The sequence below is a fragment of the Neisseria sp. P0013.S005 genome (genome assembly GCF_051958425.1).
Classification (GTDB): Bacteria; Pseudomonadota; Gammaproteobacteria; order Burkholderiales; family Neisseriaceae; genus Neisseria; species Neisseria subflava.
The window spans coordinates 149,363-171,258 of record NZ_JBQCVL010000002.1; the positions used below are offsets into that span (position 1 = coordinate 149,363).

Sequence of the window (21,896 nt, forward strand, 5' to 3'; positions counted from 1 at the left end):
TCTGAAACTCAAGATAAGTTTCAGACGGCCTTTAATCATAACATCAAGCAATAATTATTCTTGCCAACGTTTGAACACCAGCGAAGTATTGACACCGCCAAAAGCAAAGTTATTGCTGACCACATAATCGGTTTGAATCTCGCGTCCGCCCGTTTGGATGTAATCCACCTTGCCGCAACGCGGATCGATGTTTTCCAAATTGACGGTCGGCGCAAACCAGCCGTTGTTCATCATTTCGATGGTAAACCAGGCTTCCAATGCACCGCACGCGCCGAGTGTATGGCCGAAATAGCTTTTTTGCGAACTCATGGGCACAAAACCAAACACTGCCTCAGTCGCCAATGTTTCGGCAATATCGCCTTTTTCGGTCGCCGTACCGTGACCGCTGACATAGCCGACTTTATCAGGCGTAATACCGGCGTCTTTCAACGCAAGCTCCATACATTTTTGCATGGTCTCTTTTTGCGGTTGGGTAACGTGGCTGCCGTCGCTGTTGGCACCATAGCCGACAAGTTCGGCATAGATTTTCGCACCGCGCGCACGAGCGTGTTCCAATTCTTCCAATACGAATATGCCTGCGCCTTCACCGATGACCAAGCCGTCTCGAGCGTTGTCGTAAGGGCGCGGTGTCAGCTCAGGTTCGCCGTTGCGGCGGCTGGCGGCATAGAGTGAATCGAAAACATACACTTCGGACGGACAAAATTCTTCGCCGCCGCCCGCCAGCATCATGTCTATCATGCCGTATTTGATGGCTTCGTAGGCATAACCAATGCCTTGGCTGCCGGACGAACACGCGCTCGATGTCGGGATGATGCGCCCTTTCAATCCGAAAAAGATGCCGATATTGGCGGCAGTCGTATGCGGCATCATGCGCACATAAGTATTGGCGTTAAAATTGCGCGATGTGCCTGTCAGCAAAAGTTCACCCATATCGCCAATGTCTTTAGTACTGCCGACAGACGAACCGCACGCCACGCCCATACGGCCGTCGGTAATGCTTTTATCACCCAGCAAGCCCGCATCCGTCAAAGCTTGTTCCGCCGCATCGACACACAAATGCGACACGCGCCCCATGCTTCTGAGCTGCTTGCGCGTCCAATGTTCGGGAGGAGAATAGCCTTCGATCGGCGCACCCAGCTGCGCTTCCAATTCAGGAAAGCGTTCGCTCCAGTCCATGTATTTGACGGCATTTTTTTCGGCTTTAAAGGCCGTCTGAATACTTTGCCAATCACGGCCGAAGGCGGTAATACCGCCGATACCTGTTACTACGACTCTTCTGGTATTCAACACAAACCTCCGTTCACAGCAATCACTTGGCGCGTAATATACGCCGCTTTTTCATCCATCAAAAAGCGCACCGCATGCGCCACTTCCTCAGGCAATCCCATACGCGCGGCAGGGACGGCCTTTAAGATTTCTTCGACAGGTACGTTCTCATCGATAATATCGGTATCGATGAGGCCCGGCGCTACACAGTTGACAGTGATTTTACGTTTCGCCAGTTCGACCGCCAAGGCCTTTGCCGCGCCGATCAGGCCCGCTTTGGACGCGCTATAATTGACCTGACCGCGGTTGCCCGTCAAACCGGACACCGACGCCATGCACACAATCCGTCCGGCTTTGCGGCGGCGGATCATCGGCATGGTCAAAGGGTGCAATACATTATAAAAACCGTCCAAATTGGTACGCAGTACCAAGTCCCAATCATCATCTGTAAACGCAGGAAACGCATTGTCTCGCGTCAGGCCGGCATTCAGCACCACGCCGTAATATGTGCCGTTTGTCTCAATGTCGGCAGTCAAAATTTCTCGGCAGGCTTCGCGGTCGGACACGTCAAACTGCAACACGTGCGCATTCCTACCCAATGTACGGATTTCTTCCGCAACGACTTCCGCTTCATCACGGCGGCTGCGGCAGTGGACGACAATATCAAAGCCGTCCTGAGCCAAACCAAGCGCGACGGCTTTGCCGATACCGCGATTAGACCCTGTAATTAAAATAGTTTCACTCATACGTTTTCTCACTATATCGACAGGCCGTCTGAATCTTTGTCTTTTCAGACGGCCTTGTAAACGGTTTAAATGATTTGACCGTCTTTCGGACTGTACACATTCAAAGAAGCTTTTGCCAGTAAACCGTCCGGCGGCAACAGATGCTTCACATCCTCCGGCGCATCCGTCCAGCGCAACTCGCAATCAAATACGCCCATACCGCCCAAATCCTGAATGGACACATGCGCCCTAACTTCCAGCTCAGTACCGACAGGCACGGAATCGGCAAACAAATCCAGCTTGCGCGTTCCCAATAAAAAACCCAAACGGACAGGCTCTCCGGCCTTTAAAGCCTCAATGCCTGCAAACGCGCCTATGCCCTGCGCCATCAATTCCATATAAGCCATAGACGGCAACACGCCGTCCTGCAGCAAAATATGCTTGTCGCCAACCGGCACACGGCAAACCGTGTAGTCATCGCCAAATTCTTTCACACAGTCGATAAGCACCATATGTCCGCTGTGCGGAAGCAGCGAAGCCACATCATAAATCGGAGCACTCGGTATTGAAGGCATAAAATGTCATCCGGGAATAAATTACGTTACAATATGCATTATAACAGAGCCTAGCTTTTACTAACCCATTTCATTACAATGTATGAAAATGTAAAACATTGAAAGACATCATGCCTCAAAACGTTTGCCGTTTCAGCTTCAATATCGCCGCATGGCAGGCCTCCTCCAGCAAAATCAGTACGCCGGAGCAATGGCAGGACTGGGCGCAGGGAAAACTCGATACCGCCTCCCTGCCGGAGTACAAACCCGCGCTCTCCTTTTTGCCGCCTATGCAACGCCGCCGCTTGGGGAAAGCGGCGCGCTTGGTTTGTGATGCCGCATGGAATCTGGCCGACCAATATCCTGAAAGCGTACCGGTGTACGTTTCGCACGACGGCGAAAGCAACCGCAGCTTTGAATTGTGGCAAGAGCTTTTGAACACGCATACCGTATCGCCGACCTCATTCGGCCTGTCCGTTCACAACGCGACGATTGGGCAATGGTCGATGTTGCGCAAAGACATGAGCGAACATACCGCGTTGGCCGTTGCCGCCGATTCCTTTGAAACCGCGCTGACCGAGGCATTCGCGCTTTTACAAGACGGCGCACCATCCGTTTTAATAATTGTCGCCGATGATCCTTTGTCTGAAGACTACCCCGTCTTGGCTACACGTGCGCCGTTTGCCTATGCATTGGCACTGGTCATCACCAAAGGCGAAGACTATACCTTAAGCTTGGAAACCACATCCGAAAGGCCGTCTGAAAACCCTAACAATACGACAGTCAAGCCCTATTGGAGCAGCTTGGAATGGGTACGCTTCCTGCTTTCAGACGGCCGACAACACACGCAACACTATGCCGGTAGAAACTGGCACTGGCAGAAAAACGCATGAAGACTTTAGACTATTTTCGTCGCTTTTTTGCCACACTCTTCGGCTTCATCCTCTTCGGCGTTGCAGGCGTATTGTTCAAAATCGCACTTTTGCCCTATACGCTCAAATCGACCAAAGGCGACATCAAACGCCAACTTGAAGCAAGACGCATGATAGGCAAAGTTTGGCGTTTCTTCGTCGGCTACCTGCAATGGTCGGGCGTATTGAGCGTCCGCTTCAACGGCTTGGAAAAACTCGGCAGGCCCGGCCAGCTCATTCTTGCCAACCATCCCTCGCTTTTGGATGTCGTCTTGCTGATCAGCCACTATTCCGAGCCGAACGTACTGGTTAAAAAAGACCTGTTGCACAATCCCAGCATGAAAAGCCAGATTATCGCTTCAGGCTATATCCCCAACGACGAAAGCATGGAAATGCTGGAAGAAATCGACGCCGTGTTCAAAAACGGGCAAAGTTTGCTGATTTTTCCCGAGGGTACGCGCACAGGTTGGGACGGACAGGTTAAAATGCACCGCGGCGCCGTATCGCTCGGTTTGTGCAGCGCATCAGTCATCACGCCCGTGTGCATCAAGATGACGCCGCCCAATTTTAAAAAGGGGCAACCGTGGTACAAAATCCCGCCACAAAAAATTCATTATGAAATTACCGTCGGCGATGACATACTGCCGGAAGAATGGCTGGCAGAAAAACCCCTGCCCATCGCCGCACGCCGTTTAAACGAATACCTGCAAGACTATTTTACAAGGAAAACCACATGAGCAATTTAGAAAACCAAATCAAACAATTAATCATCGACAGCTTGGGCTTGGAAGACATTACCGTTGCCGACATCGGCAGCGAAGATCCGCTTTTCGGCGACGACGGCCTGGGCCTGGATTCGGTTGATGCATTAGAACTTGGTTTGGCCGTACAAAAAACCTTCGGCTTCCAGCTCGACGGTGAAAACGACAACCTGCGCGAAAACTTTGCCAACGTCAAAACTCTGGCCGAGTTCGTCAAGAGCCGCCAAGCATAAGGGAGAGACAAGATGACCGAACAAGAAGTACGCACCCTGCTGACCGATGCACTGGTTAACCTGTTTGAAATCGAACCGGAACGCATCAAACCCGAAACCAACCTCTACGAAGATTTGGAAATCGACAGCATCGACGCCATCGACCTTATCGACCACATCAAACGCGAAACCGGCCGTAAACTGCAAGCCGAAGACTTCCGTAATGTGCGCACCGTAGAAGACGTGGTTCAAGCGGTTTTGAAAGTACAACAAGATTCCTGATTCCGCTTTGAATCAGCATATTTTCAGACGGCCTTGTCAATCCGCAAGGCCGTCTGAAAATCAATCACAACCATGAAAATATTAGGAAAACTCCTACTGACCCTCGCCAGCATCGCCTATCCGCTCCTATGGTATTACGGCAGGGGAAACGGCGCGTTTTTCTGGCTTGCCGCCGCCATGTGTGTGTTATGGCTGATACGCGCCGCCATGCCGCAAACCACAGCCCAACGCATTACGGCGATTATCCTTGCCGCCTTTTTCGCCGCCGTACTGGTTTTCAGACGACCCGACTCGATGTATTGGTATCCCGTCGCCGTCAACGCGCTGATGCTTGCCGTTTTCGGCGGCAACCTGTTTGCCAAACAAACCGTCATCGAACGCCTCGCCCGACTGCAACACCCCGACCTTCCCCCCGAAGGCGTGCGCCACACCCGCCGCGTTACGCAAATCTGGTGCGCGTTCTTTATCTTCAACGGCGCAACCGCTGCCATTTTGGCAGGCTTGCAATATTACGATTGGTGGGCGGCTTATACAGGCATCGTATCGTATGTGTTAATGGGAATCTTATTTGCCGGAGAGTGGGTGTATCGGAAAGCCGTATTGAAGGTTTAAGCCGACCAATTGCCGATTCTGACAATATTTTTGATTTAATAACTTATTACCCAACCCATGCGCCTTACTCAAATCCTATCCCCCGACCTGCCCCAACAAGACCTTATCGCCACCCATCCGAATTGGACGCGCGCTGATTTCAACCGTGATGTTTTCCGGCTGTCAGGTCGTCTGAAAACGGCAAACGTGCAAACTGCCGCGTTGTGGTTTGACGATGCCGCGCTGTTTGCCTGCGCCGTACTGGCGGTATGGCATTCGGGCGGGCGGGTGTTGCTGCTGCCGAATCTGGCGCGGGACAATTTGGACTGGGGGCGGACGGCGGATGTGTTTTTGACGGATTCCGAAGATTTGCAAAGCAAGTTGGGCAGTCAAACCGAACAACGCGATGACTCCGGACAGCCGTTGAATGTGCAAGCCAGCCCACCCGTATGGCACCTGCCCGATTTGCTTGCACACACGTCGCCTGAAAACCCGACACCCGCCCCTGAAAACCATCTGATTCCCGACCATGCTGAAGCATGGTTAAAAACATCAGGCTCCAGCGGCGAAGCGCAGATTATTGTGAAAACCGCCGCGCAAATGCAGGCAGAAGCCCTGACTTTGGCAAATACGCTGCCATTTGGACAACATGGTGAAACTGTGGTCGGCAGCGTGATCCCGCAACACCTTTACGGCTTCACGTTCCGCTTCGCACTTGCGCTGACAATGGCTTGGACTATGGAACGACAGCAGGCGGTTTATCCGGAAAACCTGCTTTCCAGCACGGCCGCACATGATAAAGTGGTCTGGATTGCCAGCCCGGCCGTACTCAACCGCTTGGGTGAAAACCGCAACTGGCAAAATATCGGCCATAAAATTGCGGGCATTGTCTCGGCCGGAGGCGCATTGCCCGCAGCCACAGCGGATTTGCTGCAACAGACTGCCGTCCGCCCGTTTGAAGTCTATGGCAGTACCGAAACTGGCGTGATTGCCTCACGTTGCGAACACCAAGAATGGCAGCCTTTTAAAGGCGTGGAAATCGGGCAAAACGAAGAAGGTGCACTCTGGGCTTCTTCGCCTTGGTCGCCCGAACGCCGTCAAACAGCCGATTTGATCGAGCCGCAAGATGACGGTTTTCTGTTACTCGGTCGCCAAGACCGCATTATTAAATTTGAGGACAAACGCGTGTCGCTAACCCAAATCGAACACGAACTTTTACAACACCCTTGGATTGCGGATGCACACTGCGGCCGCCATCCGCAACACCAACGCATTGCCATATGGGCGGCATTGAACGCAGACGGTATCGCCGCCTTGCGTGAGAAAGGCCGTGCTGCGGTTGCTGATACGCTCAAACGCCATCTGGCCGCCACGCAGGACACCATCGCCCTGCCGCGCTACTGGCGTTTTACCGAGAGCCTGCCGCGCAACGCCCAAGCCAAAATCGCCGCGGCGGATTTTCAGACGGCCTTTACCGTTGCCCAAACTTCGCCCGTTTGGTCGAAAACATCATCTGACGATGAAACCAATACCGAAACTTTTATCGGGCGCGTGCCTTTGGATTTAATTTATTTCGGCGGCCATTTTGCCACCTTCCCGCTGGTTCCCGGCGTGGTCGAGCTGCAATGGGTGCGCAACCTGATCGCGCCCAAGCCATGGAGTAAACAGCGCGTCATCCGCATCGAAAATCTGAAATATCAGCAGTTTATCCGTCCTCACGATGAAGTGTCGGTAGAGCTGAAATACGATGAAGGTAAAAATAAACTGAGCTTTAAAATCAACAACGGAGAGCATCCGTGTGCATCAGGACGGATTGTGTTTGAGGCCGTCTGAATATACTTATTAACTTTTTAGTGGAAAACCAACAATATGCAACTCTTCCCTGCCCTAGAACAACGCTATTCCCACGAACACCAGTCCGCAGGCGAGGCTCAACGTCTGGCTCAAGAAATCGCTTTTGCACCGATTGTGTTCCAAGTTTCCCGCCTGATGGTGAAATTTGGCATTCTGGACTTGCTGAACGACCATCCAGACGGCCTCACTCAAGCCGAAATTGCTGAAAAAGCGAAAATCAGCAGCTACGCGGCACAAGTCCTGCTAGAAGCTTCGCTGTCTATCGGCACTGTCTTGACTCGCGACAACCGCTATTTCATCAGCAAGGCCGGTTGGTTTGTCCTCAAAGACAAAATGGCCCGCGTCAATATGGATTTCACGCAGGAAATCTGCTACCAAGGCATGTTTGATTTGGAAAAAACCCTGCAAACCGGCAAGCCCGAAGGCCTGAAAGTATTTGGCGAGTGGCCGACCATTTACGAAGGCTTGTCTTCATTGCCAAGCATCGCGCAGGAAAAATGGTTTGCATTCGACCATTATTATTCCGACAATTCCTTCGCCGAAGCACTGAATACCGTGTTCGCCAAACCGGTTAAAAAACTGCTCGATGTCGGCGGCAATACCGGCCGCTGGGCGGAGCAATGCGTCAACCACAATGCCGAAGTCGAAGTAACCATCATGGATCTGCCGCAACAAATTGGCCTAATGCGCGAAGCGACCAAAGGCAAAAACGGTGCGGACCGTATCCACGCCCATCCGGCCAACCTGCTTGATCCTGAAATTCCGTTCCCGACCGGTTTTGACGTGATTTGGATGAGCCAATTCCTAGACTGTTTCACCGAAGAACAAGCCACCAGCATTCTTCAACGCGCCGCTGCGTCCATGAGCGAAAACACCAGCCTCTACATCATGGAGCCTTTCTGGGACAGACAACGCTACGAAACCGCCGCCTACTGCCTGACCATGACCAGTCTGTATTTCACTGCCATGGCCAACGGCAACAGCAAAATCTTCCACTCTGAAGACCTGATCCGTTGCGTTGAAAAAGCCGGATTGAAAGTAGCGGAAATTTCAGACGGCATCGGTCGTGGCCACAGCATCTTGCGCTGCGTTAAGGCCGTCTGAACATCATCTTTTAAACCCTAAAAAGAAACCGACCCCAACAGCCATTTCGGCTATCGGGGTCGGTTTGTTTTTAGGTATCAGCCTTAATGCATCAGCCGCGCAACATCCATACTGCGCACACTAAAGCAATCGCTACCAACAAAGCGGCAAACAGTTGTCCCATTCCGGCCAATTTAGGCTGCTTGGCATCGATGGTTTTAAAGCCGTTAATCATCGGTGTAATCAAATCCTGTTTTTTCACAAAGCGATACAGCAAAATGGCCGCGATATGTACGCCCGCCAAAACAGCTAAGACATTAAAGAAATTGACATGGATTTTTCGCGCCAGCGTACCGGCGTGTTCGCTGACCAAATGATTCAAAAAGCCAGAATTGATAAACGTATTTTCATCAGCGGCAAATAAGCCTGTGGCCGTCTGAAAAACTAAGGCGACCAATAAAGCGATCACCATCAGCGCGCCCAAAGGATTGTGGCCGACCAATTCGTCTTCAGACATTTGGCCTTGTGTGTAGCGGCGGATTTCGGAAAACGGGCGTACAAATCGGCTGAATTTTGCCGTATCGCTACCCCAAATCCCCCAACACAAGCGGAAAACCACCAACGCCAGCATCAATAAGCCGCCGCGTAAGTGCCATACCAGCATATCGCCGCCTTGGGTTGCGCTGTACCACATAAACCCCATCAATAACACCAAGAGCCAATGGAACAGGCGCGTAGGTGCGTCCCAAACTTTTATTTTTTGCTTCATTACCTTTTACTTTCTGATTTAAAATTAAATTTCTTATCTTGGAAGGTTACGCCATGCAACCCATCTATACGCTTCCCGAATCGCTTCAAGCTTCTCAGACGGCCTTAGCATTTCCCGACGTATTCCGCCCACGCGCCCAAGAATCGCATAAAGGCACATACGGCACGCTTGCCATTATCGGCGGCGCAACAGGAATGAGCGGTGCGGTGGTTTTGGCAGCCACAGCCGCGATATATCTAGGGTGCGGCAAGGTTTGGGCGGGCTTCAACCAAGCCACGCTGCCCTTTGCCATTATTCCCGAACGCCCTGAAATCATGCTCACCACTACGGCCCAACTGATGGAGCGCAACGATGTCAGCGCGCGCGTAATCGGCTGCGGCTTTGGCTTGGACGGATTATCAGAGCAGCTGCTGCACCAAATCCTGTCTACACACCATAACCAGCCTTTATTACTCGATGCAGATGCTTTGACACTGCTTGCCCGTTCTTCCGAATTAGCCGAACGCCTCAAATCGTACAAACATATCGTCCTGACACCTCATCCGGCCGAAGCTGCACGCTTACTCGGCACCGATACCCAATCAGTTCAAGCCGACAGGCAAAAAACCGTAACCAAAATCAGCCGTAAATATGGCGCGACCGTCGTGTTGAAAGGCCATCAGACATTAGTGGCCACGGCAGACGGCATAGTCTATACCAACACCAGCGGCAATGCCGGTTTGGCCACCGCAGGCAGCGGCGATGTCTTGAGCGGCATTATCGGCAGCCTGCTGGCACAAGGCATTCCAATATTCCAAGCCGCCTGCGCCGGCGTATGGCTGCATGGTGCGGCGGCCGATGTCATCAAACACAGCAGCCAAATCGAAACCGGCATGCTCGCCGGAGAAATTGCACCTGCCGCCCGATGGCTGCGCAATATTTTATCAAAAGAATAATGCCGTCTATATAGCAAATACAAATCACAGGCCGTCTGAAAATCAATTCTTATCTTCAGACGGCCTTATTTATTTTAATCCATTTTGCAAATTAAGGTTAAGGCGTGTATCCTTGGTTTCCCTTAAAAACAACTTCACAACATATCATCATGAATACCCTCAACAAAATCAGTAATTTTATCGGAAAGACCTTTTCCCTCTGGGCCGCGCTCTTTGCCGGCATCGCTTTTTTCGCACCCGACACCTTCAAATGGGTCGGCCCTTACATTCCTTGGCTACTGGGCGTGATCATGTTCGGCATGGGCTTGACGCTCAAACCCTCCGACTTTGACATTTTGTTTAAACACCCCAAAGCCGTCATTATCGGCGTGATTGCCCAATTCGCCATCATGCCTGCAACTGCCTATCTGCTGGCGAAAGTGTTGAATCTGCCCGCCGAAATCGCGGTCGGTGTGATTTTGGTCGGCTGCTGTCCGGGCGGTACGGCTTCCAATGTGATAACCTATTTGGCGCGCGGCAATGTGGCTTTATCGGTTGCCGTTACGTCGGTTTCCACCCTGATTTCCCCATTGCTGACCCCTGCCATCTTCCTGATGCTTGCCGGTGAAATGCTGGAAATCCAAGCGGGCGGCATGTTGATGTCCATCGTCAAAATGGTTTTGCTCCCCATCGTTTTGGGTTTGATTGTCCATAAGATTTTGGGCAACAAAACTGAAAAACTGACCGATGCGCTGCCGCTGGTTTCCGTTGCCGCCATCGTGCTGATTATCGGCGCGGTAGTCGGCGCCAGCAAAGGCAAGATTATTGAAAGCGGCCTGCTGATTTTCGCGGTTGTCGTACTCCACAACGGCATCGGCTATCTGCTCGGCTTCTTTGCCGCCAAATGGACCGGCCTGCCTTATGACGCACAAAAAACACTGGCCATCGAAGTCGGTATGCAAAACTCAGGCTTAGGTGCCGCCCTTGCCGCCGCACACTTTGCCGCCGCGCCGGTTGTTGCCGTTCCCAGCGCATTGTTCAGCGTGTGGCACAATATCTCCGGCTCGCTTCTGGCAACTTATTGGGCAGCCAAAGCCGACAAAAATCAACACTCCTAACTACGTATAATTATAAGGCCGTCTGAACAGATTCCGTTCAGACGGCCTTTATTTTGAAATCAAGCAGGATTATTGTTTCACTGCTTCGATTTGGATATTGATGTTTACTTTTTTGCTCATACCGGCGCTTACCAAATAATCCAAGCCCCATTTGGTACGGTCGATGGTGGTACTGAAATCGCCGCCGCACACTTCTGCTTTTGCCATCGGGCTTTGGTAGCAGTTGAATTTGTCGGCTTTGAGTTTCACCGGCGCAGTTTTGCCGTTCATGGTCAGGTTTCCGTCAACAGACAGCAGTTTTTTGCCGTTGAAATTGAATTTGGTGGATACAAAACGGATTTCAGGGTATTTGTCTGCATTGAAAATATCGGCAGATTTCAAGTGTTGGGTAAAGTGATCGGAACCGGTTTGCAGTTTGGACAAAGGCAATACGATATCGATTGAGCCTTGGCGTTTGGCACGGTCAAATTCCAAATTGTCGGTCAAACCATAAATACCGCCGACGTTGGTGCTGGTGTTGAAATGGTCGATGGCAAAGCGGGCATTGGCATGGAATTCGTCCACTTTATAAACAGCGGCAGACGCAGCAGAAGCCAACATGGCCGAACACAATGCAAACATGATTTTTTTCATCGTCTTATCCTTAAAAATGTGAGAAGTTCCCTATCATATCACTTTTTGATGCCAACATCTTTTGCAACTGGGAAAGACAGCGTTTCATTTTAAGAAAACTTCAGGCCGTCTGAAGGATTGAGCAGCAAATTCAGGTGAAGCAAATACAGTTTAGTTTTATTACAAAATAGCGTGCTTCATCGCTCGTAATTGGTATAAAATACCGAGTTATTTCTACAACGGGCCGCCAACCAACCAGCCTATTTCAGACGGCCTCAGCATAAAACAAAGGAACAAAAATGCCTGAATACCGCTCCAAAACCTCTACCCACGGCCGCAATATGGCAGGTGCGCGCGCATTGTGGCGTGCGACCGGCGTAATGGAAACCGACTTCGGCAAACCGATTATCGCCATTGCCAACTCCTTTACCCAATTCGTCCCAGGCCATGTGCACCTGCACAATATGGGTCAACTGGTTGCCCGTGAAATCGAAAAAGCCGGCGGCATTGCCAAAGAATTCAACACCATCGCCATTGACGACGGTATCGCCATGGGTCACAGCGGTATGCTCTACTCCCTGCCCAGTCGCGACCTGATTGCCGACTCTATCGAATACATGGTCAACGCCCACTGCGCCGACGCGCTGGTGTGCATTTCCAACTGCGACAAAATCACCCCGGGCATGCTGATTGCCGCCATGCGCCTGAACATTCCGACCATCTTCGTTTCCGGCGGCCCGATGGAAGCCGGTAAAGTTATCGGCGTGGCCAATATTCAACCCGAACGCCGTTTGGACTTGATTGATGCCATGATCGAATCGGCAGATGACAATATCACCGACAAACAAGTCGAAGAAGTCGAGCAAAACGCCTGCCCGACTTGCGGCTCCTGCTCCGGCATGTTTACCGCCAACTCCATGAACTGCCTGACCGAAGCGCTCGGCTTGTCCTTGCCGGGCAACGGTTCATACTTGGCGACTCATGCCGGCCGCAAAGAATTGTTCCTCGAAGCAGGCCGCATGATTGTCGAAATCACCAAACGCTATTACGAGCAAGACGACGAAACCGTATTGCCGCGCAGCATCGCCACCAAAAAAGCGTTTGAAAACGCCATGACCATGGATATCGCCATGGGTGGCTCTACCAATACCATTTTGCACCTGTTGGCTGTTGCCAACGAAGCCGGTGTCGATTTCAAAATGGCCGACATCGACCGCCTGAGCCGCGTTGTGCCTTGCATCTGCAAAACCGCGCCAAACAACCACGACTACTACATGGAAGACGTGCACCGCGCCGGCGGCATCTTCGCCATCCTGAAAGAATTGGACAAAGCGGGCAAACTGCACACTGATGTGTACACCATCCACGCGCCGACACTGAAAGACGCGATTGAAAAATGGGACGTGACCAACCCTGAAAACACTCATGCCATCGAGCGTTTCAAAGCGGCTCCCGGCGGCGTGCGCACTACTCAGGCGTTCTCGCAAAACCGTATGTGGAAAACCCTCGACCTCGACCGCGAAAAAGGCTGTATCCGTAATGTCGAACATGCCTACTCGCAAGACGGCGGCTTGGCAGTATTGTTCGGCAACATCGCCGAGCGCGGCTGCGTAGTGAAAACCGCTGGCGTGGATGAGAGCATCCTCAAATTTACCGGCCGCGCCCGTGTATTTGAAAGCCAAGAAGACGCAGTAGAAGGCATTTTGGGCAACCAAATCGTTGCCGGCGATATCGTCATCATCCGCTACGAAGGCCCTAAAGGCGGCCCGGGCATGCAAGAAATGCTGTACCCGACTTCTTACCTAAAATCCAAAGGCTTGGGCAAAGCCTGCGCCCTGCTGACCGACGGCCGCTTCTCCGGCGGTACTTCCGGCCTGTCCATCGGCCACGCTTCTCCTGAAGCGGCAGAAGGCGGCGCCATCGGTTTGGTACACGAAGGCGACACCATCGAAATCGACATTCCAAACCGCAGCATCCACCTTGTCATTTCCGATGAAGAGCTTGCCGCACGCCGTGCCGAAATGGAAGCGCGCGGCAGCAAAGCGTGGAAACCGGAAAACCGCGACCGCTACGTCTCCCCAGCCCTGCGTGCCTACGGCGCAATGGCGACTTCCGCCGACAAAGGCGCAGTCCGCGACGTATCGCAAATCGAACGTTAATCAACCTGACTTAAGGCCGTCTGAACGCTTTCAAGTGTTTCAGACGGCCTTCATTCAAACGGACAAATATGGACAAATTCATTTTAGCGATGATCGGCATGGCCATTGCCCTGCTGATTATTATTGGCGGCGGATTTATCGCTGTCGAATATTTCAAATCCCATCCTGAAGCATTCCAAGTCAAGCCGCTATCAAAATAATCATTTAACGGCATGAGTTTCAAGGGGAAAGAGCCGTCGCTCAAGGCCGTCTGAACGCAGTACATATAATGAAACACATTCTTTACTGGCTAGGTGGTTTTGCCGTCGCCCTCGGCATATTCCAATACTACGAAACCCATCGCTATTCCGAAGACCAGCTCATCTACGCCCAACCGCCGCAAAATCGTTCTGCCGTTGCCGATTTTGACGCCTTGGCGTATTTAAACTTCCTCCGCTCCTCAGCCAATCTGCCCGCACTGGCGCACTCAGCCACACTCGAACGCGCCGCGCGCAATCATGCCCGCTATCTACTGCAAAACCCTGACGACGGCCATGACGAACACAATACGCGCAATCCCTTTTATACAGGCCCACGCCCATCAGACCGCACGCGCAAAGCCGGTTATGCCTATAAAGGCGTGCACGAAAACGTCAGTACCGGCCAGCATCCGCCAAACGAAAAAATCAACGACCACCTTCCTGCCCAACATCAGCTGGACAACCTGATGACGGCGATTTACCACCGCCTCTCCTTACTCGATCAAAATATCGACGAGGCTGGAGCCGCGTTCGAATCGCAAGGTAAACAAATCGCGTTGAGCATCAATCAGGGCGACAGCAGATTCAACAACCTCTGCCAAAAAAACCGCCCCCTATCCGACCTCAGCCGCTCGTTTTATCAAGATGCCTGTCATGGCCACGCTATTATTTATACGGATGAAATTTCCAACCGCAAACTCCGGCCTTACATCACCTATCCGCAAGGCAACTTTGCCTCGCCGGTTTTCCATGGCGAACGTCCCGACCCTATGCCGCATTATGAAATGACCGGCAATCCGGTCAGCATCGCGTTCTCAGAACAATCGCCTCCGGTCAAAATGCGTTCGTTCAAACTGTATCAGGACACAAAAAAAATCAGAGACGTCAAAATCTTAGATAAAGATAATGACCCAAACCGCCTCCTGACCGAACGCCAATTTGCGCTGTTTCCCTTACAGCCATTGGAATACGACACCGATTACCGTGCCGTGTTCGAATACCGTCAAAACGGAAAAGACCGAACAGCCGAATGGACATTCAGCACACAAAAACCTGATTATCCTTACTTCATCGTCAAAGGCGGCGAAACGCTGGCCATCGAATCCGGACAAAAATATTTTATCCATTGGCAGGATTTTTGGTGCTTGAAGCAATGCGAACGCTACAACTACCGAACGAACCGTGACACCCAAATCGACATTATCGAGCGGCAGGCCGGCGGTATCATTATCCGTGTCAACGGAAGCAAAGGCAGCAGCATCCGCTTAATGCCCGAAGGCGAAGACAGGCGCGCCATTACACTTTATTTATGGAAATAAAGCCGTTCTCAGACGGCATGAAGCACCAAAAAGCTGATAAAATACCGCCTCACTACCCTACGGCAAGCTATCCAATATGACCAAACATCCGCAAACAGCAGCCAATACCCGCTATGCCTTTGCCAGCATTGCCGCCATGTTGGCCGCGTTTTTACTGTTCGTTGCCGTGATGTTACTGCCTTTGGGGCTGACGGCAGACACCCAAGTGAGCCTGATACGGTTTTCACTCTACGCAATCGTGCTGTTTGCCGTACTTGGCGGTATTTTTTCTGTACGCGTTGCCTATTTGCGTAAAAAGAACGGAGCATGACATGACCCAAGCCGATAAAATTCCACAAGAAATCCGCCTCCAGCAAGAGCGGCGCGTACTGACTTTGGTCTATGTTGACGGTGCCAAAAGCCTTCCTGCCGAATACCTGCGCGTGTACTCGCCCAGCGCGGAAGTGCGCGGACACGGTCCAGGCCAAGATGTTTTGCAAACAGGCAAAGCCGAAGTCAGCATTACCGATTTAGATCCCGTCGGCCAATACGCATTGAAAATTACTTTTTCAGACGGCCACGACAGCGGCCTTTACGATTGGGACTATCTCTACCGACTGGCGCACAATCAAGACGCGCTTTGGCAAGACTATCTCGACCGCCTCGAAAAAGCCGGCGCGTCCAGAACGCCAAGTACCGAAGATTTAAAACCCAAACGCACACATTCCTGCGGTAGCGGCGGTTGCGGCGGAAAGGCCGTCTGAAAAAAAGGCGAGACCGTAACATTGGACGATGGTAGGATCATTGACGGCAAAGCGTTCCTCTCCCCGCCCCCAAAAGGACGGGTAGTGGCCATCTTCGGCGATATCAAAGCCTGTCCGCAGGCAGTACGCGCCGCGCAAAACGCAGACGTTTTGGTGCATGAAGCAACCTTTGCCGCAGGCGATGAAGACACAGCGGAACGAGTATTCCATTCGACCGTATCCGATGCTGCCAAGCTGGCCTTGCAAGCCAATGTGAAACAACTTTACCTGACCCACATCAGCGCACGTTATACCGAAGAAGGGCAACGCCTGATGCTGGAGCGGCAGGCACAAACTATATTTCCCGCGTCGAAAGTGGTTGGCGATTTCGACGTATTCGATATCTGAATCCGTATTATTTTAAGAAGGCAGACACTATGAGCGACCACAAAACCCATTTCGGCTTCACGACTGTTGACGAAGACGAAAAAGCAGGCAAAGTTGCCGAAGTCTTCCACTCCGTGGCAAAAAACTACGACATTATGAATGACGTAATGTCCGGCGGTCTGCACCGTGTTTGGAAACATTTCACCATCAATACCGCCCGCCTGAAAAAAGGCGACAAAGTATTGGATATCGCCGGCGGTACAGGCGATTTGTCCCGAGGCTGGGCGAAACGTGTGGGCAAAGAAGGCGAAGTTTGGCTGACAGACATCAACTCCTCCATGCTAACGGTCGGCCGCGACCGCCTACTCAACGAAGGCATGATTCTGCCCGTATCGTTGGCAGATGCTGAAAAATTGCCGTTCCCCGACAACTATTTCAATCTGGTTTCCGTCGCATTCGGTCTGCGCAATATGACGCACAAAGATGCCGCGTTGAAAGAAATGTACCGCGTATTGAAACCGGGCGGCACCCTGCTGGTGTTGGAATTCTCCAAAGTATACAAACCTTTGGAAGGCGTGTACGACCTCTACTCTTTCAAACTGTTGCCGATTATGGGCAAACTGATTGCCAAAGATGCCGACAGCTACCAATACCTCGCCGAGTCCATCCGTATGCACCCCGACCAAGAGACCTTGAAGCAAATGATGCTGGATGCAGGCTTCGACAGCGTGGATTACCACAACATGAGCGCAGGCATCGTCGCCCTGCATAAAGGCGTGAAATTCTAAGGCCGTCTGAAACAAACACAAAGGGCGTGATTGATAGACACGCCCTTTGTTTTTATAGTGGATTAAATTTAAATCAGGACAAGGCGACGAAGCCGCAGACAGTACAATTAGTACGGCAAGGCGAGGCAACGCCGTACTGGTTTAAATTTAATCCACTATAAACCTTATCCAAGCCAATCTGACACAAACCAAAGGCCGTCTGAACAGCCGTAAAACGAAATCAAATATTTCGGTTACATCATTCAGACGGCCTTAATACGTCCCAATCAGCTTATGTCCCTGCTTTCACGCTTTGCCATTGGCGGACCATAAATTTCAACGCCGCAGGTTGGATAGGTACCATGATAAAGCTGTTTTTCAAATCCTCATCGGTCGGGAAAATCGTATTGTCGTTTCTAAACTCTTCATCCATCAGCTCTTGAGCCGGTTTGCTGGACGGCGCATAAGTAACAAAATTGCCGTTTTTCGCCGCAACTTCAGGATCTAAGAAATCATTAATATACGCATGGGCATTGGCCACATGTTTGGCATCTTTCGGAATCACAAACGAATCCACCCAAATCCCCACGCCTTCTTTCGGCATCATCACACGGATTTTTTCCTTGCCACCTGCTTCTTCGGCACGGCGTTTGGCAATGTTCAAATCGCCGCCAAAACCAATTGTTACGCAAGTATCGCCACGCGCCAAATCATCGATAAAACCGGACGAAGTAAAACGCTTGATGTACGGACGATTTTTCTTCAAAACTTCAGTAGCCGCCTTAATATCCGCCGTTTCGCTACTGTTTGGATTTTTACCCATATAGTTCAACACCATAGGATAAATTTCCGCCGCACTGTCCAAATAGCTGATGCCGCATTGCTTGAGTTTGGACGTGTATTCGGGGTTAAACACCAAATCCCATTGATTATCCGGCAGCTGATCCGTACCCAAAGCCTTTTTCACACGCTCGACATTGATGGCGAAAGTATTGGTACCCCAATAAAATGGCACCGCATATTCATGCCCCGGATCGACGCCTTCCATCAGCTTCATCAACTGAGGATTCAAGTTTTTATAGTTGGGAATCAGGGATTTGTCGATTTTCTGATACGCACCTGCCTTAATCTGCCTACCGACAAACGCATTGGAAGGACCCACGATGTCGTAACCCGACTTGCCGGTCAATACCTTGCTCTCCAGCGTTTCATCGCTGTCATATACATCGTAAGTTACTGTGATACCGTGTTTTTTCTCAAACGCGGCAACCGTCTCAGGATCGACATATTCCGACCAGTTGTAAATGCTCAATACCTTTTGATTATCGGTTTGAGCCGCCTTGTCGGCAGAAGTTTTGTCCGAGCCGCCGCAGCCGGCCAGTGCCAGCGCAGTCAGTACGATGAGGGGCAGATGTTTGGTCATTATCATTCCTTGCGTATCCGGTTGAAAATAGAGAGGCATTATAAAGCAGGCAAGCCCGAGCGGATAGGCTTCATTGTTAAAAGATATCGTCCCGCTTGAGGCCGTCTGAAAGATGAGTTGCAGCCAACTTAAAACCTTTCTGCCGATAGCTTGAAATATGGTTTTGCGGTAAGATAACGCCCATTCGTTTTTAATCGCAACGCGCCGTCCGGGCCGTCTGAAATCCTTGTAAAAAATTTATCGAGACATTATGAAAACCACCGAACTACGCCAAAAATTCCTGAAATTTTTTGAATCTAAAGGCCACACCATCGTCCGCTCCTCCTCGCTCGTGCCACACGACGACCCCACGCTGCTGTTTACCAACGCAGGCATGAACCAATTTAAAGACGTATTCCTTGGCTTTGACAAACGCCCCTACAACCGCGCCACTACCGCGCAAAAATGCGTACGCGCAGGCGGCAAACACAACGACTTGGAAAACGTCGGCTACACTGCCCGTCACCACACCTTCTTTGAAATGATGGGCAACTTCTCCTTCGGCGACTACTTCAAGCGCGACGCGATCCACTTCGCTTGGGAATTCCTGACTTCCCCGGAATGGTTGAACATCCCTAAAGACAAACTCTTGGCAACCGTTTATGCAGAAGACGACGAAGCCTACAACATCTGGTTGAACGAAATCGGCATGCCTGCCGAGCGCATCGTCCGCATCGGCGACAACAAAGGCGCGAAATACGCATCCGACAACTTCTGGCAAATGGGCGACACCGGCCCTTGCGGCCCTTGCTCCGAAATTTTCTACGACCACGGCGAAGAAATCTGGGGTGGCATTCCGGGCAGCCCTGAAGAAGACGGCGACCGCTGGATTGAAATTTGGAACTGCGTATTCATGCAGTTCAACCGCGACGAACAAGGCAATATGAATCCGCTGCCTAAGCCTTCCGTTGATACAGGCATGGGCTTGGAGCGCATGGCCGCCGTTATGCAGCATGTTCACAGCAACTACGAAATCGACTTGTTCCAAGACCTGCTCAAAGCCGTTGCCCGCGAAACCGGCGCACCATTCAGCATGGAAGAACCCAGCCTGAAAGTCATCGCCGACCACATCCGCTCCTGCTCATTCCTGATCGCAGACGGCGTCTTGCCTTCCAACGAAGGCCGCGGCTACGTATTGCGCCGCATCATCCGCCGCGCCGTGCGCCACGGTTATAAACTTGGTCAGAAACAAGCGTTTTTCTACAAACTCGTGCCTGATTTGGTCAAAGCGATGGGCGACGCGTATCCCGAGTTGAAAGAGAAGCAGACGCAAATTATGGAAGCCCTGCGCGCGGAAGAAAGCCGCTTCGGCGAAACGCTGGAAAAAGGCATGGGCTTGTTCAACCAAGTCTATAATGAATTGAAATTCAATCAAATTTTTGATCTTCTGGCGAAAGAATTTAAGGTTACACCTGTTGAAGATGTTGATCTTGATATGTTTAGTACAAGAAATTTTGTAGGAAGAAGTGCTGAAATTCCTTATATATCAAATCAACACCCTAGCGTGGATTATCCCGCTCCTATGGGGAACGTAAATGAAAAAATTTATGCTATGCCAGTGAGATTAACAGATGGAAGAATTGGTATTAATATTTTTCCTACTGATGAAACTGCACACCTAATCCTTAGCAATGATTGGAATAGTTTGCGCTTCTATTCTTTTTGTAATTCGTTGATTACTTATTATCAACAGAAAGGTCAATTAGAAACATTAAAATTGAACGGCGAACACATCTTCAAACTCTACGACACCTACGGTTTCCCCTACGACCTAACCGCCGACATGGCGCGCGAATTGGGTATCGATTTGGACGAAGCAGGCTTCGAGCGCGAAATGGAAGCCCAACGTGCACGTGCACGCGCCGCACAAAGCTTCAAAGCCAACGCCCAACTGCCTTACGACGGTCAAGACACCGAGTTTAAAGGTTATAGCGAACGCCAAACCGAATCCAAAGTTCTCGCCCTCTACAAAGACGGCGAACAAGTCAATGAATTGAACGAAGGCGACGAAGGCGCCATCGTTATCGACTTTACCCCATTCTACGCAGAATCCGGCGGTCAAGTCGGCGACGTCGGCTATATCTTCGCAGGCGAAAACCGCTTTGAAGTACGCGATACCCAAAAAATCAAAGCAGCCGTATTCGGCCAATTCGGCATACAAACTTCAGGCCGTCTGAAAGTCGGCGACAGCGTTACCGCCAAAGTGGATGACGAAATCCGCAATGCCAATATGCGTAACCACAGCGCGACCCACTTGATGCACAAAGCCCTGCGCGATGTATTGGGCGAACACGTTGAACAAAAAGGCTCTTTGGTTACCGCCGAATCCACCCGTTTCGACATTTCCCATCCTCAAGCAGTAACTGCCGAAGAAATCGCCGAAGTCGAACGTCGCGTCAACGAAGCCATTTTGGCCAACGTTGCCGTCAACGCAGCTATTATGAGCATGGAAGATGCCCAAAAAACCGGCGCCATGATGCTCTTCGGCGAAAAATACGGCGACGAAGTGCGCGTATTGCAAATGGGCGGTTTCTCTACCGAATTGTGCGGCGGTACACACGTTTCGCGTACCGGCGACATCGGCCTCTTCAAAATCATCAGCGAAGGCGGTATTGCCGCAGGCGTGCGCCGTATCGAAGCCATCACCGGCCTGAACGCACTCAAATGGGCGCAAGAGCAGGAACGCTTGGTTAAAGACATTATTGCCGAAACCAAAGCCCAAACTGAAAAAGACGTACTGGCAAAAATCCAAGCAGGCGCGACACACGCCAAAGCATTGGAAAAAGAATTGGCACGCGCCAAAGCCGAACTCGCCGTCCACGCAGGCGCCAAACTCTTGGACGATGCAAAAGACTTAGGTTCAGCCAAACTCGTTGCCGCCCAAATCGAAGCCGATGCCGCAGCCCTGCGCGAAATCGTGACCGATTTAACCGGCAAATCAGAACAAGCCATCGTATTGCTCGCCGCAGTCAATGATGGCAAAGTCTCCCTGTGCGCAGGCGTATCCAAACCGTTGACTGGCAAAGTCAAAGCAGGCGATCTGGTTAAATTTGCAGCCGAACAAGTCGGCGGCAAAGGCGGCGGCCGTCCTGACTTTGCTCAAGCCGGTGGTACAGATGCCGACAAATTGCCTGAAACATTGGCAAGCATCGAAAATTGGGTAAGTGAAAAACTCATTTAATCTAAATT

General features: G+C 51.3%; 23 protein-coding genes. 17 read left to right on the plus strand and 6 right to left on the minus strand.

All coding sequences use genetic code 11. The features are described from left to right. Window positions 1–54 precede the first annotated feature (54 nt). The 3 genes from ACTHTA_RS02885 to ACTHTA_RS02895 form a co-directional block, all read right to left on the minus strand. On the minus strand, window positions 55–1,290 hold the full coding sequence (locus ACTHTA_RS02885; RefSeq protein ID WP_308887442.1) for a beta-ketoacyl-ACP synthase: 1,236 nt from the start codon (window positions 1,288–1,290) through the stop codon (window positions 55–57). Further along, window positions 1,284–2,012 carry a 3-oxoacyl-ACP reductase FabG gene (gene fabG / locus ACTHTA_RS02890; protein ID WP_283121305.1) on the minus strand — a complete coding sequence of 243 codons (729 nt, stop codon included), beginning with the start codon at window positions 2,010–2,012 and terminating at the stop codon, window positions 1,284–1,286. Before fabG ends, ACTHTA_RS02885 begins: the two co-directional genes overlap by 7 nt. A gap of 65 nt (window positions 2,013–2,077) precedes the next feature. Beyond that, complete coding sequence (locus tag ACTHTA_RS02895) at window positions 2,078–2,566, minus strand: ApeP family dehydratase (protein WP_308186926.1); 489 nt, start codon at window positions 2,564–2,566, stop codon at window positions 2,078–2,080. 110 nt (window positions 2,567–2,676) lie between these two features. On the opposite strand from ACTHTA_RS02895, the gene ACTHTA_RS02900 reads away from it, so the two are divergent. The 7 genes from ACTHTA_RS02900 to ACTHTA_RS02930 all read left to right on the plus strand — a co-directional run bounded on the left by ACTHTA_RS02900 (window position 2,677) and on the right by ACTHTA_RS02930 (window position 8,260). Next, on the plus strand, window positions 2,677–3,438 hold the full coding sequence (locus ACTHTA_RS02900; protein WP_308887441.1) for a beta-ketoacyl synthase chain length factor: 762 nt from the start codon (window positions 2,677–2,679) through the stop codon (window positions 3,436–3,438). Then, window positions 3,435–4,193: a lysophospholipid acyltransferase family protein gene (locus ACTHTA_RS02905; protein WP_440364101.1), complete on the plus strand. Its 759-nt coding sequence runs from the start codon at window positions 3,435–3,437 to the stop codon at window positions 4,191–4,193. The genes ACTHTA_RS02900 and ACTHTA_RS02905 overlap by 4 nt, the downstream gene beginning before the upstream one ends. Beyond that, the gene (locus ACTHTA_RS02910; protein ID WP_003680822.1) at window positions 4,190–4,450 is read left to right on the plus strand and encodes a phosphopantetheine-binding protein; all 261 of its coding nucleotides are present in this window, start codon (window positions 4,190–4,192) and stop codon (window positions 4,448–4,450) included. The genes ACTHTA_RS02905 and ACTHTA_RS02910 overlap by 4 nt, the downstream gene beginning before the upstream one ends. Window positions 4,451–4,462: 12 nt before the next feature. Continuing rightward, a complete protein-coding gene (locus tag ACTHTA_RS02915) occupies window positions 4,463–4,711 on the plus strand; it encodes an acyl carrier protein (protein WP_003680823.1) in 249 nt (82 codons plus the stop codon). A 72-nt stretch (window positions 4,712–4,783) separates the two neighbouring features. After that, a complete protein-coding gene (locus ACTHTA_RS02920) occupies window positions 4,784–5,323 on the plus strand; it encodes a hypothetical protein (protein ID WP_440364100.1) in 540 nt (179 codons plus the stop codon). 57 nt (window positions 5,324–5,380) lie between these two features. Further along, a complete protein-coding gene (locus ACTHTA_RS02925) occupies window positions 5,381–7,135 on the plus strand; it encodes an AMP-binding protein (protein WP_440364099.1) in 1,755 nt (584 codons plus the stop codon). A 36-nt stretch (window positions 7,136–7,171) separates the two neighbouring features. Then, window positions 7,172–8,260 carry a class I SAM-dependent methyltransferase gene (locus ACTHTA_RS02930; RefSeq protein ID WP_440345882.1) on the plus strand — a complete coding sequence of 363 codons (1,089 nt, stop codon included), beginning with the start codon at window positions 7,172–7,174 and terminating at the stop codon, window positions 8,258–8,260. A 91-nt stretch (window positions 8,261–8,351) separates the two neighbouring features. Here ACTHTA_RS02930 and ACTHTA_RS02935 read toward each other — a convergent pair whose 3' ends face one another. Further along, a complete protein-coding gene (locus ACTHTA_RS02935) occupies window positions 8,352–9,008 on the minus strand; it encodes a cytochrome b/b6 domain-containing protein (RefSeq protein WP_440364098.1) in 657 nt (218 codons plus the stop codon). 53 nt (window positions 9,009–9,061) lie between these two features. Between ACTHTA_RS02935 and ACTHTA_RS02940 the strand changes: the two genes are divergently transcribed. Beyond that, window positions 9,062–9,943 (plus strand): NAD(P)H-hydrate dehydratase, encoded by an 882-nt coding sequence (locus ACTHTA_RS02940; RefSeq protein WP_308887434.1) that lies wholly within the window; start codon window positions 9,062–9,064, stop codon window positions 9,941–9,943. Between the two features lie 149 nt (window positions 9,944–10,092). After that, window positions 10,093–11,040: a bile acid:sodium symporter family protein gene (locus tag ACTHTA_RS02945; RefSeq protein WP_440364097.1), complete on the plus strand. Its 948-nt coding sequence runs from the start codon at window positions 10,093–10,095 to the stop codon at window positions 11,038–11,040. 69 nt (window positions 11,041–11,109) lie between these two features. Here ACTHTA_RS02945 and ACTHTA_RS02950 read toward each other — a convergent pair whose 3' ends face one another. Next, entirely contained in the window at window positions 11,110–11,673 is a 564-nt protein-coding gene (locus ACTHTA_RS02950) for a YceI family protein (protein ID WP_440364096.1), read from the minus strand. A gap of 278 nt (window positions 11,674–11,951) precedes the next feature. On the opposite strand from ACTHTA_RS02950, the gene ilvD reads away from it, so the two are divergent. The 7 genes from ilvD to ubiE all read left to right on the plus strand — a co-directional run bounded on the left by ilvD (window position 11,952) and on the right by ubiE (window position 17,266). Beyond that, complete coding sequence (gene ilvD / locus ACTHTA_RS02955; RefSeq protein WP_308887429.1) at window positions 11,952–13,811, plus strand: dihydroxy-acid dehydratase; 1,860 nt, start codon at window positions 11,952–11,954, stop codon at window positions 13,809–13,811. A gap of 68 nt (window positions 13,812–13,879) precedes the next feature. Then, on the plus strand, window positions 13,880–14,011 hold the full coding sequence (locus ACTHTA_RS02960; RefSeq protein ID WP_256388404.1) for a hypothetical protein: 132 nt from the start codon (window positions 13,880–13,882) through the stop codon (window positions 14,009–14,011). A 68-nt stretch (window positions 14,012–14,079) separates the two neighbouring features. Continuing rightward, entirely contained in the window at window positions 14,080–15,369 is a 1,290-nt protein-coding gene (locus tag ACTHTA_RS02965; RefSeq protein WP_308887428.1) for a CAP domain-containing protein, read from the plus strand. Window positions 15,370–15,445: 76 nt separating this feature from the next. After that, window positions 15,446–15,679 carry a hypothetical protein gene (locus ACTHTA_RS02970; protein WP_003679719.1) on the plus strand — a complete coding sequence of 78 codons (234 nt, stop codon included), beginning with the start codon at window positions 15,446–15,448 and terminating at the stop codon, window positions 15,677–15,679. 1 nt (window position 15,680) lies between these two features. After that, complete coding sequence (locus ACTHTA_RS02975; RefSeq protein ID WP_308887427.1) at window positions 15,681–16,112, plus strand: DUF971 domain-containing protein; 432 nt, start codon at window positions 15,681–15,683, stop codon at window positions 16,110–16,112. Window positions 16,113–16,133: 21 nt separating this feature from the next. Then, window positions 16,134–16,499, plus strand: a complete 366-nt coding sequence (locus ACTHTA_RS02980; protein WP_308887426.1) for an MBL fold metallo-hydrolase — start codon at window positions 16,134–16,136, stop codon at window positions 16,497–16,499. 29 nt (window positions 16,500–16,528) lie between these two features. Next, on the plus strand, window positions 16,529–17,266 hold the full coding sequence (ubiE, locus tag ACTHTA_RS02985) for a bifunctional demethylmenaquinone methyltransferase/2-methoxy-6-polyprenyl-1,4-benzoquinol methylase UbiE (RefSeq protein ID WP_003746386.1): 738 nt from the start codon (window positions 16,529–16,531) through the stop codon (window positions 17,264–17,266). A gap of 271 nt (window positions 17,267–17,537) precedes the next feature. Here ubiE and ACTHTA_RS02990 read toward each other — a convergent pair whose 3' ends face one another. Then, window positions 17,538–18,668, minus strand: a complete 1,131-nt coding sequence (locus tag ACTHTA_RS02990) for a polyamine ABC transporter substrate-binding protein (protein ID WP_308887424.1) — start codon at window positions 18,666–18,668, stop codon at window positions 17,538–17,540. Window positions 18,669–18,918: 250 nt separating this feature from the next. Here ACTHTA_RS02990 and alaS point away from each other — a divergent pair, with 250 nt between their 5' ends. Beyond that, a complete protein-coding gene (gene alaS / locus ACTHTA_RS02995; protein ID WP_440364095.1) occupies window positions 18,919–21,888 on the plus strand; it encodes an alanine--tRNA ligase in 2,970 nt (989 codons plus the stop codon). Window positions 21,889–21,896 lie beyond the last annotated feature (8 nt).